The sequence below is a fragment of the Streptococcus sp. GMD1S genome, from assembly GCF_000296875.1.
Taxonomy (GTDB): domain Bacteria; phylum Bacillota; class Bacilli; order Lactobacillales; family Streptococcaceae; genus Streptococcus.
On the sequence record NZ_AJQY01000106.1, the window covers coordinates 1 to 2,081 of the forward strand.

The following is a 2,081-nucleotide window of genomic DNA, read 5'->3' on the forward strand; positions in this document are numbered from 1 at the left end:
TTTAACTTATTGGTTACTGCTAGTTTGATGCCTGTTTCAAGAGAAGTTTCACCATGATAGACGGCCTTGAGGACGCTGTCCTCTTGGTCAATGGTTAGGTAACCCTTGATTTTCTCATCCTTGATAGCAGCCTGGGCACTGGCTTCATCCTTATAATCAAAGTTGATACCATTGGTACCCTTGAGCCCTTCTTCCACAGATGGCACAGTTGTTACTACTGCTATCTTGCTATTCTTGGCCATAGAAGACCCTTGGAGAAAGCCGATTCCTACAGATAAGGCTAAAAAGAGGAACGGCGAAATCACCATAAAGAAGAAACTCCACGACTTGACATGTCGAAGATAGGTTTCTTTAATAACTACCCACATATTTCTCATACTTCCACCCCTGATTCTAGTTTAAAGATTTCATCGATTGTTGGAGCTTGTTGGTCAAAGGTCGCGATGTATTGACCTTGAGTGAGGATTGGGAAGAGTTCCCTTCCAGCGCTCTCATCATCTAGGATCAATTTCCAACTGCCTTGCTTGGTCAAGCACACCTGTTTGACATGAGGAAGACTTTCCAGCTCTTCCTTGCTTCGTTCACTTGAGACAAAGAGACGTGTTTTACCGTATTGATTACGAACTTCTTGGACCGGGCCATGCAAGACCACACGCCCATCTCGAATCATGAGAATATCATCGCAAAGCTCCTCGACATTGGTCATGACATGGTCTGAAAAGATAATGGTCGCACCACGCTCTTTTTCTTTTATGATGACCTGCTTGAGTAACTCAGTATTGACTGGATCCAAACCACTAAAAGGTTCATCTAGGATAATCAAGTTTGGTTCATGGATGAGGGTGATAATCAGCTGGATTTTCTGTTGATTCCCTTTTGAGAGGCTCTTGATTTTATCTGTTAATTTCCCCTTAACTTCCAGTTTTTCCATCCATTGAGGGAGTTTTTCCTTGACCTCCTTAGCATCCATGCCTTTTAGAGTTGCCAGGTAGCGAACTTGCTCAAGAACTGTCAACTTGGGCATGAGACTGCGTTCTTCAGGCAGATAGCCAATCCGAGCATAAGTTTCCTGGCGAATCTCCTGCCCATCCAGACTAATCTCTCCTTGATACTCCAAAAATTTCAAAATACTGTGGAAAATCGTTGTTTTCCCAGCACCATTTTTCCCGACCAGCCCTAGAATTCGTCCTGGGCTTGCCTGAAAATCGACACCAAACAAAACTTGCTTGGAACCGAAACTTTTCTCTAGATTTCTTACTTCTAGCATCTTCCACCTCCGAGATATGTTGCACTTATTATACTCCTTTTTGATAGCCTTTACAACGATTTATGTCCATTTTATCGGATTATAAGTAGCAAAAGTATCCTATCTCTAATAAATTTAAGTGCTTCAGCGATAGCTTTAGTATAACTCATTAAAGACTTTCTGAGATGGCTTCCTCCTCAACTATCGCTTTTCTCTTCTGAACTGTCCTTTTGAAACTAAAAATCCACCCCGAGGGATGGATTTTAGACTATTAACGCACTTCTGCATTCACTTTTTCTTCGAGTGATGCTTGGATTTTTTCCATATAGCGTGCGACTTCTTCGTCTGTTAAGCTATCTTCTGGATTTTGGAAGGTCAAGCTATAGGCCATTGACTTCATGCCAACTCCCAGTTTTTCGCCTGAGAAGACGTCAAAGAGTTTGATATCTGTCAAACGTTTCACGCCTGCAGCTTGGATAGCGTCTACAACTTCTTGATGAGTGACTTCTGCCTTGAGGAGTAGAGCCATGTCACGACTGACTGCTGGGAATTTAGTGATTTCTACAAATGGAGCAGCTGGTTGAAGGGCAGCTTCGATGCCTGAAAGGTTGAGCTCAGCTACATACGTTTCTGGAATATCGTAGGCCTTGGCAGTGACTGGATGCACTTGGCCAAGGAAACCAAGAACTTGGTCGCCGAGTGAAATCACGGCTGTACGTCCTGGATGGAGACTTGCAATCTCAGCTGTTGCTGTATAAGTCACTTCTAGTCCCAAGCGAGTAAAGAGCGCTTCAAGGATTCCCTTAGCATAGAAGAAATCAACTGGAACTGCTGC

2 protein-coding genes and 1 pseudogene are annotated in these 2,081 nt (G+C 43.3%); all 3 read right to left on the bottom strand.

Going from position 1 to position 2,081, the window contains the following annotated elements:
* The coding region (locus tag GMD1S_RS07360) for an ABC transporter permease (protein WP_001245365.1) at positions 1-377 on the bottom strand (377 nt) is incomplete at its 3' end.
* Positions 374-1,267, bottom strand: coding sequence for an ABC transporter ATP-binding protein (locus GMD1S_RS07365; protein ID WP_000895266.1), 894 nt, complete (start codon positions 1,265-1,267; stop codon positions 374-376). The genes GMD1S_RS07365 and GMD1S_RS07360, both read right to left, overlap by 4 nt.
* Positions 1,268-1,517: 250 nt before the next feature.
* Positions 1,518-2,081: pseudogene (locus GMD1S_RS07370) on the bottom strand (phenylalanine--tRNA ligase subunit beta); the annotation flags it as partial.